Below are 7,888 nucleotides of genomic sequence, written 5' to 3'. Positions count from 1 at the left end.
GCTCGGGGGCGCCGGGTGAGGCGGCGCCCCCGAGGGGCCGTTCGTGGTCCGGTCGGATGCGCGCCCGCGCGAGGGCGGTCGGCTCCGGCCAGGGGTGGGTCAGGTGCCGGGCGGCAGGGTGAAGTCGTGGACGCTGCCGTCGAAGGCGGCGTACTCCTCGTACCCCAGCAGCTCGTACAGCCGGGAGCGGGTCTGCATCCGCTCCAGCAGTGCGCGCTGGTGCCCGTCGGCAGCCAGGGTGCGCAGCCCGTCCTCGACCGCGCCCATGGCGAGCCGCAGCAGCGTCACCGGGTAGAGCGCGATGTTGTAGCCGAGGTTCTCCAGGGTCGCGGCGTCGAGCAGGGCGCTCTTGCCGAACTCCGTCATGTTGGCGAGCAGCGGCACGTCGACCGCGGCGCGGAACGCCTCGAACTCCTTCTCGTCGGCGAGTGCTTCGGGGAAGACGGCGTCGGCGCCGGCGTCGACGTACGCCCTGGCGCGGTCGATCGCCGCGTCGAGCCCTTCGACGGCGCGGGCGTCGGTCCGCGCCATCAGCAGGAAGTCCGGGTCGCGGCGGGCGTCCACCGCGGCCTTGATCTTCCGCACCATCTCGTCGGCGGGAACGACCGTCTTGCCGTCGAGGTGGCCGCAGCGCTTGGGGTTGACCTGGTCCTCCAGGTGCAGCCCCGCGAGCCCCGCGTCCTCCATCAGCTGGACGGTGCGTGCGGCGTTCATCGGCTCGCCGAAGCCGGTGTCGGCGTCGACGAAGGCCGGCAGGTCGGTGACGCGGGTGATCTGCTGGGCGCGGGTCGCGACCTCGGTGGAGGTCGTCAGCCCGATGTCGGGCAGCCCGAGGTCGGCGGCGAGGACCGCGCCGGAGAGGTACACCGCGTCGAAGCCGGTCTCCTGGATCAGCTTCGCCGACAGCGGGTTGACCGCCCCGGGCACCCGCAGCAGCCGCCCGGACGCCAGCGCCTCGCGGAAGGCGCGGCGCCGTTCGGCGGGGGTGGTCCGGGTGTGCAGCATCTAGAACAGTCCCTTCGGGAGTTCGGCGTCTGACCGGGCGAGGGCGACGTCGTCGGAGACGGGGAACAGTGCGTCCAGGCCGCGGGCGTCCAGCTCCGGCAGGCTCTCGGCGGCGGCGAGGAACACCCGCTGGGCGCCCGGCTCGACGACGCCCTCGGCGAGGGTGCGGAACTTCGCCGCGTACTGCTCACGGGCGAACGGCCGCGCACCGGCCGGGTGGGCGTCGGCGACCGCCAACTCCTGCTCCACCACGCGCCCGTCGGTGAAGGTCACCACGGCCCGGCCGCCGAACGCGCGCTTCTCGGGGTCCGGGTGGTGATACCGGGTGGTCCACTCGGCGTCCTCGACGGTGCTGATGCGGCGCCACAGCGCCACGGTGTCGGCGCGGCGGGCGCGCTCGGGGGCGTAGGAGTGCTCGTGGTGCCAGCCGCCGTCCTGGAGCGCCACGGCGAGGATGTAGGGGACGGAGTGGTCGAGCGTCTCGCGGCTCGCCTCGGGGTCGTACTTCTGCGGGTCGCCCGAGCCGGAGCCGATGACCTGGTGGGTGTGGTGGCTGGTGTGCAGCACCACCGACTCGATGTCCTCCGCGAACCGGTCGACCGGGCCGAGCTTCTCCCGCAGCGAGCGGGCGAGGTCGATGACGGCCTGCGCCTGGTACTCGGCGGAGTGCTCCTTGGTGTAGGTGTCGAGGATGGCGCGGCGCGGCTCACCCGGCGCGGGCAGCGAGACCGTCCACTCGGCGTCCTTGCCGTCCAGCATCCACGCCAGGTAGCCGTCCTCGCCCTCGTAGATGGGGGACGGCGCGCCCTCGCCGCGCATCGCCCGGTCGACCGCCTCGATGGCGGCCTTGCCGGCGTAGGCGGGCGCGAACGCCTTCCAGCTGGAGATCTCGCCCTTGCGGGACTGCCGGGTCGCGGTCGTGGTGTGCACGGCCTGCTGGACCGCCTGGTAGACGACCTCGGTGTCCAGCTTCAGCATCGCGCCCAGGCCGCAGGCGGTGGCGGCGGAGAGGTGCGCGACGTGGTCGATGCGGTGGGCGTGCAGGCAGATGGCGCGCACCAGCGCCACGTGGACCTCGTAGGCGGCGATGACGCCGCGCAGCAGGTCGGCGCCGGAGCGGCCGGTGTGCTGGGCGACGGCCAGCAGCGGCGGGATGTTGTCGCCGGGGTGGGAGTAGTCCGCGGCGAGGAAGGTGTCGTGGAAGTCCAGCTCGCGGACGGCGGTGCCGTTGGCCCAGGCCGCCCACTCGGGGGCGACCCGGAAGTCGGGGCCGGTGCCGAAGACGGTGGCGCCCGCGCCACCGCCGGTCACCGGGTGCGCGGTGGCCTGGGCGCGGGCGACGGCGACGGGGCGGCGGCGCAGCGAGGCCATCGCCACGGCGGCGTTGTCGATCACCCGGTTGATCGCCATGGCGGCGGACTCGGCGTCGATCTCTGCGGCCGAGGTGCCGGTCGCCACGGCGGCGAGCTTCCACGCCAGCTGCTCCTCACGGGGCAGGTGCGAGGCGCTGGGGTGGACTCGGACTCGGTGGTCGATCACGCGGTCTCCTCGACGGTACGCGACAGCACGGTACACACCCCAGGGTTGCCCGGAGCGGCGGGCGCCGCCACTGCTCCAGGCTGCGGAATCCGCACCGCGCGTCGCTGCGAAACGGCGAACTTTGCGAAACATGCGGATGGTAGTTTCGCAACTGTCCGCCGGTGGGGCGGACGGACCGGTCGGGTGTGCGGTGCCTCACCGCGCACAGCCGGGACGAGGCGCGGCCGACGTGCCACCGGGCTCCCGGGCGGCGACCCGCCGGGCGGCCACGACCCGGCGGTGGCGGGCGCGACGGTCACGGGCCGATCGGCCGCCGGCGGAGCGGCCACGGCAGCGCACGGCAGCGGACGGGAGCGGTGATGGCAGCAGGGGACGCGGCGGGCCGGGAGCGCGGGCGGAAGATCTGGGCGCACGCGCGGCTGCGGCGGCTGCGCCGCGAGCACGGCCTCAACCAGGTCGAGCTGGCCCGGCGGCTGGGCATCTCCACCAGCTACCTCAACCAGATCGAGCACAGCCAACGCCCGCTCACCGCCCCCGTCCTGCTGCGCATCTCCGAGGTCCTCGGCGTGGAGCCGGAGTTCTTCTCCGGCGCCGACGAGGAACGGCTCGCGACGGACCTGCGGACCGCGCTCGGCGACGAGGCGTGCGACGCGGAGCTCCCCGCCGACGAGATCAGCGAGGCGGTCCGCGACCACCCGGCGCTCGCCCGCGCGCTGGTGACGCTGCACCGCCGCTACCGGGACGCCGCCGAGCAGGCGGCCGCGCTGGCCGACCGCTCCGGCGCGCCGGCGCCGGGCCCGACGACAGCCGAACCGCACGACCAGGTACGGGACTTCTTCTACGCCCACCACAACCACTTCGCCGCACTGGACGCGGCGGCGGAGCAGCAGGCCGCCGACCTCGCCCCCTACCCCGGGCGCGCCCCGGACGCGCTGGACGCGCACCTGGCGCAGCGCCACGGCGTGCGGGTCCTCACCGCCGCTCCCCCGACCGACGGTCCACCAGGCGCCCCCGCGGACGCTCGGCGGTACGACCCGGACAGCCGGGTGCTGCACCTGTCGCCGTGGCTGACCGACGGCCAACGCGCCTTCCAGTTGGCGACCCAACTCGGCCTGCTGGAACAGCAGGAGCTGCTGCACGAGCTCTCCGGCTCCGCCGCGCTGACCTCGCCGCAGTCCCGGACGCTGGCCCGTATCGGGCTCGCCACCTACTTCGCGGGGGCGCTGCTGATGCCCTACGCCGCGTTCCACCGTGACGCCGAACAGCTGCGGTACGACATCGAGTTGCTGCAGACCCGGTACGGCGTGGGGTTCGAGACCGTCTGCCACCGGCTGTCCACTCTCCAGCGGCCGGGGCTGCGCGGCGTGCCGTTCTCGTTCCTGCGGGTCGACCGGGCCGGCAACATCTCCAAGCGGCAGTCGGCCACGGACTTCCACTTCTCCCGGCTGGGCGGCACCTGCCCGCTCTGGACCGTCTACGAGGCGTTCTCCACACCGGGGCGGGTACTGCCGCAGGTGGCGGAGATGCCGGACGGGAAGCGGCACTTCTGGATCGCGCGGACCGTGACCCGCGGCGGCGGCGGTCACCGTGCCGCGCGGGCGACGTTCGCGGTGGCGCTGGGGTGCGAACTCCGCCACGCGCACCGGCTGGTCTACTCCGACGGCATCGCGCTGGACGACCCGCGGGCGGCGACGCCCATCGGACTCGGGTGCCGCAGCTGCGAGCGGCGGGACTGTGCGCAGCGCGCCCGGCCGCCGGCCGCCGGGGCGCTGGCGATCGACCCGGACCGCCGCTCCTTCGTGCCGTACCCGGTCACGGAGACGCGGCCCTGACGCCGCCCTGCCCCTGACGCCGGGCACGCCGCCGGGTGGCGGGCGCACGGTGTCGTCGGCGCACGTGCTGATGGCCGGTCGCATGCCCTTCGACGGGGGCCGGTTGGCGGCGTCCCGGGGGTGCGGGGCTACCGTGCGCGGCGATCGGCCGTTTCCCGGCCACCGCTCAGTAGGAGTTCACATGGCTGTGTCCCCGCCCGACTTCGCGCAGATCCTGGCGCCCGGTTCGGTGCACCCTCTCTTCGAGGACGGTTCGACGCTCCGGGTGCGCGAGCTGCCCGGCGTCCCGCTCTCGCTGCCCTCCGGGCGCCTGATCGCCATGGAGCCGTTCGGCGCGGGCATGGGCGACGCCGAGGAGCTGGCGTTCACCGACACCGTGGAGCCCGGCACCTACCCGGTGGTGCTCTCCCTGGTGGACGTCCACGAGCCCGACGGCTCCTTCAGCGGTGACACCCGGGTCGCCGCCGCCCGGGTGGTGGTGAGCGAGGAGCCGGTGGTGAGCTGGGAGTTGGCACTCTCCAGCGGTCAGGAGCTCTCCGACCTGGCCGACGACGAGTTCTACGGTTACCCGGTCGACGGCGGCACGGGCTCGTTCATGGACGTCCGGACCTTCGACTCCATCGGCGACCAGGACTTCGGCAACCGCGTGCTCTCGGCCAAGTTCCCGGGCGCCATGGAGGAACAGGGCGCCGAGCCGCCGGAGCCCGCGGAGGACCCGGTGACGCTGTCCGTCGGCGAGGACGAGCACGCGGTCGTCGCGTTCTCCACCGGCTGGGGCGACGGCGCCTACGCCACCTGGACGGGCCGGGCCGCGGACGGTTCGCTCGCCTGCTTCCTCACCGACTTCAGCACCATGGACGAGGACGACGAGGACGAGGCGGAGCACCGCGACGACGAGTACCACGACGGCGAGCGGGAGGACGACCGAGTCGTCGCGGAGACGGCGCAGCGGCACGCGACTGCCTGACGCCTGACGGACTCACCCCGGGTGCCCGCCGCGCGCCGTCCGACTGCCGTAGCCGGTCGGACGGCTCCCGGCGCGCCCTCCGACGCCCGCCCTCAGCCGAGGTCGGGGGCGGGCAGCGTCAGCGTCTCCGGTGCCGTGCCCCACAGTTGGACCTCGACGGTGTCCAGCCGCTGGTCGCAGTCGACGGAGAGCGCGGCATCGCCGCCCGAGAGGACGGCGACGAACCCGTCCTCGTCCGCGCAGGCCAGCGGCACGCCCCGCGACAGCGCGATGCGCAGCGGGACCACGGCGGCGCCGGTGTGGCGGTAGTGGCGGAACAGCAGCGTCACCGACTGCTCGGGGTCGTTGCCCGGCTGCAGCCCCGCCACGGGGCCGCCCCCGTGGGAGGGGAGCCAGACCGAGGGGCCGGGGTCGCCGAGCGCGGTGAGGCTGAACTCGCCGTCGGCGCCGGGACGCGCCCAGCCCCGGGAGACGCGGGTGGTGGCGGCCGGTGACAGCCAGCGCAGCTCCGGGTCCTCGCCGGTCAGCTTGCGGTAGCGGTTGACCAGTGTCCTCCGGAGGCGGCGCTGTTCGGCCTTCTCGTCGCGGTCACGGCGACGCCCGCCGAAGTCGGCCTGCCGGGTCCCGCTCATCTGGCGCCCGCCCCGGGAAGGTGCCCGCCGACCGCGCCCCGCGCCTGTTCCGCGTGTGTGCCGCGCGCGCGGCGCGACCCCCGCCCACCCGAGAACACCATGTGCGTATCCCCTCTCACTGCACGTCACGCACCCGCGCGAGGGGCGGGGTAGGAACTAGTCAACGATGTGCGCGAGCTCGCGCGCCCGCATCGGATGAGATTACGGCCCCTTTGCCCCGTCCGGCGGCGCAAGGGGCCCGGTGGGACGACTCTCACATTCCACACTACTTCGGCCGGGCGCCCCGGGGGACCCCTGCGCCCGCCGGGGAACCGGGGCCGGTCGCCGACGCGTCGCTCCGGGGGCGGGGGTTCTCGCGCGGCGCCGACCGGCGGCAAGGCCGCGTCGCCGCGCCGGCGATCGCCGACCGTGACCCGGCGGGCTCTGCGAGTGACTGCCGCTGATAGGTTCATCGCACAGAGTGACAGCGCCGGTTCCGTCCGGCGCAGCCGACGAACAGGGGTGGGGAGATGCGCGGTACCGCGCGAAGGACCGGACGCGGGCGGAGCGGAGGCGGGCGAGGGGTGCGCACCGCGGCCTTCTGCCTCGCGGGAGCACTGGCGCTCGCCGGATGCAGCAGCGACGACGGGCCGTCGACGGACGACCGGCGGGCGTCGTCGGCGGGCGAGGAGGAACCGGCGGGCGACACCCGGGTCTCCGCGGAGTTCGCCGCCGACCCGACGCTGACGCTCTCCGAGCACTACGCCGGGCTGGTGCGCGCCGTCCTCGACGCCGACACCGCGTTCGTCAGCGACCACGGCGGGCTGACCGCCTACGCGCTGGACGACGGGGCCGAGCGCTTCCGCGTCGAACCCGCCGCCCCCGGTGTCGACGCCTACGGGCCGGACGACATCCCGGAGGACGAGGGCGACCGCCAGCGGTTCTCCACCGACCTGGTCGACCTCCCGCAGCCGCAGCTCACCGAGGTCGACGGACGGGACGTCCTCCTCGCCGCGCACCTCGTCGAAGCGGACGGCAACGGCGTACGCGGTTCACTCATGGGCGTCGACGCGGCGACCGGCGAGGAGCTGTGGAATCTGGAACTCGACCCGGAGCACTGGCGGAGCGACCCGTTCCGTCCCGCGCTGACGCTCAGCGCGGCGCACGACGGACACGTGGTCGTCACCAGCACCAACGGGGACTTCCTCCATCAGCAGCCTCCCCTCACCCGCGAACGCCACGTCGTCGACCTCGCCACCGGTGAGATCGTGCGGGAGCTGGAGGACACCCTCATCGGACACGTCGACGGCGTCGTCTACACCGCGGTCGGCTCCGACGGGATCATCGGGGGAACACTGGTGGCCGCCGATGCCGTCGACGGCGAGGTGCTCTGGGAGCTCGACGTTCCCGACCAGGGCTCCGCCGTGCTCGGCCCGTGGCTGCTCCTGACCGACTGGGACGGGCTGACACAGGGCGACGGACAACTGCTCCGGCTCTCCGACCGCGAGGTCGTCCTCGACCGCGGGGAGGGGCCCGACGCGGCCCGCGGCTGCATCCACGACGACGAGTCCGCGGTGACGGCCTGCACGCTGGAGAACGAGCTGATCGGCATCGACGCCGACGGCGCGGTCATCTGGAGCATCCCCACCGACGGCGGCTGGGTCAGCCCGGAGCCGGGCAACGGCTACCTGTACGGCCGACCCGACGGCACCCCGCTGGCGATCGACGCGGCGACCGGCGAGATCGCTGCGGAGTTCGACCGCGACCCGGAGACGGTCGGCCCCACCGGCGTGCTCCAGCGCGACGGGAACACCCTCACCTTCCACGCCTTCCTGTAGCGGTCCGCGGCGGGTCCGCGCCGTCGGCGTCGATGCCGATCAGCTCGTTCTCCAGCGTGCAGGCCGTCACCGCGGACTCGTCGTCGTGGATGCAGC

At 74.3% G+C, this 7,888-nt stretch carries 6 protein-coding genes; 3 read left to right on the top strand and 3 right to left on the bottom strand.

Going from position 1 to position 7,888, the window contains the following annotated elements:
• Positions 1 to 99 precede the first annotated feature (99 nt).
• Both prpB and HCN52_RS18940 read right to left on the bottom strand, forming a co-directional pair.
• On the bottom strand, positions 100 to 1,005 hold the full coding sequence (prpB, locus tag HCN52_RS18945) for a methylisocitrate lyase (RefSeq protein ID WP_168089657.1): 906 nt from the start codon (positions 1,003 to 1,005) through the stop codon (positions 100 to 102).
• Positions 1,006 to 2,544, bottom strand: a complete 1,539-nt coding sequence (locus tag HCN52_RS18940; protein WP_168089656.1) for an MmgE/PrpD family protein — start codon at positions 2,542 to 2,544, stop codon at positions 1,006 to 1,008.
• Positions 2,545 to 2,903: 359 nt separating this feature from the next.
• On the opposite strand from HCN52_RS18940, the gene HCN52_RS18935 reads away from it, so the two are divergent.
• Both HCN52_RS18935 and HCN52_RS18930 read left to right on the top strand, forming a co-directional pair.
• Positions 2,904 to 4,376: a short-chain fatty acyl-CoA regulator family protein gene (locus HCN52_RS18935; protein ID WP_168089655.1), complete on the top strand. Its 1,473-nt coding sequence runs from the start codon at positions 2,904 to 2,906 to the stop codon at positions 4,374 to 4,376.
• Positions 4,377 to 4,557: 181 nt separating this feature from the next.
• Entirely contained in the window at positions 4,558 to 5,343 is a 786-nt protein-coding gene (locus tag HCN52_RS18930; protein ID WP_168089654.1) for a DUF4241 domain-containing protein, read from the top strand.
• A 92-nt stretch (positions 5,344 to 5,435) separates the two neighbouring features.
• Here the strand turns inward: HCN52_RS18930 and HCN52_RS18925 are convergent, their stop codons facing one another.
• Positions 5,436 to 5,975, bottom strand: coding sequence for a hypothetical protein (locus HCN52_RS18925; RefSeq protein ID WP_168089653.1), 540 nt, complete (start codon positions 5,973 to 5,975; stop codon positions 5,436 to 5,438).
• Between the two features lie 563 nt (positions 5,976 to 6,538).
• Here HCN52_RS18925 and HCN52_RS18920 point away from each other — a divergent pair.
• Complete coding sequence (locus HCN52_RS18920) at positions 6,539 to 7,792, top strand: outer membrane protein assembly factor BamB family protein (RefSeq protein ID WP_168089652.1); 1,254 nt, start codon at positions 6,539 to 6,541, stop codon at positions 7,790 to 7,792.
• Positions 7,793 to 7,888: the final 96 nt, after the last annotated feature.

Source organism: Streptomyces bohaiensis (assembly GCF_012033785.1).
Classification (GTDB): Bacteria; Actinomycetota; Actinomycetes; order Streptomycetales; family Streptomycetaceae; genus Streptomyces; species Streptomyces bohaiensis.
This window is presented reverse-complemented; position numbering and strand designations above follow the sequence as displayed.

Coding starts and splice junctions, on each gene's coding strand:
- prpB (WP_168089657.1), bottom strand. CDS start 1,005: ATGCTGCACACCCGGACCACCCCCGCCGAACGGCGCCGCGCCTTCCGC.
- HCN52_RS18935 (WP_168089655.1), top strand. CDS start 2,904: ATGGCAGCAGGGGACGCGGCGGGCCGGGAGCGCGGGCGGAAGATCTGG.
- HCN52_RS18930 (WP_168089654.1), top strand. CDS start 4,558: ATGGCTGTGTCCCCGCCCGACTTCGCGCAGATCCTGGCGCCCGGTTCG.
- HCN52_RS18925 (WP_168089653.1), bottom strand. CDS start 5,975: ATGAGCGGGACCCGGCAGGCCGACTTCGGCGGGCGTCGCCGTGACCGC.